Genomic DNA, 440 nt, shown 5'->3' on the forward strand with positions numbered 1-440 from the left:
CTGGCGCTGGCCATGTCGCACGTGAACTCCGAGCCCCGCGGCGCGCTCGGCTTCGCGACGCCCGCGCGCGCCTTCAGGGCGATGCTCGGGGAGGACGCGGCGGCGCTGCTGGACGCCTACGGCGTGGGGGACGTGCCCATCGGGGAACTCGACCTGACGCCGGGGCTCATCGAGAGGGCGCGCGCAGAGAGGGGCGATGCCCCGCTGGCCTAGCCTAGGAGAAAAAACGGAATAGACGGACCGACCGTCCGGCTGAGTCTGGGAAGAGGTGCCGGGCGGCGGGCGGAGCATGGCCACCGGACCCATCGAAACACATCTCCACCATTCCTTCAACTGGGAAAACGGCGCCCCCGGGGCCCGAGAGGGGCCGCGGGGACGTTCGGTTAACTGCGGGAGCGTGCCATCAGCTCAATGTGTTCGGTTGAGATCGGAAATCAACC

1 pseudogene is annotated in these 440 nt (G+C 68.9%); it reads left to right on the forward strand.

The features are described from left to right. Positions 1-213, forward strand: a pseudogene (locus ACQRC0_RS08820) (IS30 family transposase); the annotation flags it as partial. Positions 214-440 lie beyond the last annotated feature (227 nt).

Origin of the sequence: Collinsella sp. SGI.033, assembly GCF_050315135.1 — a bacterium.
GTDB lineage: Bacteria > Actinomycetota > Coriobacteriia > Coriobacteriales > Coriobacteriaceae > Collinsella.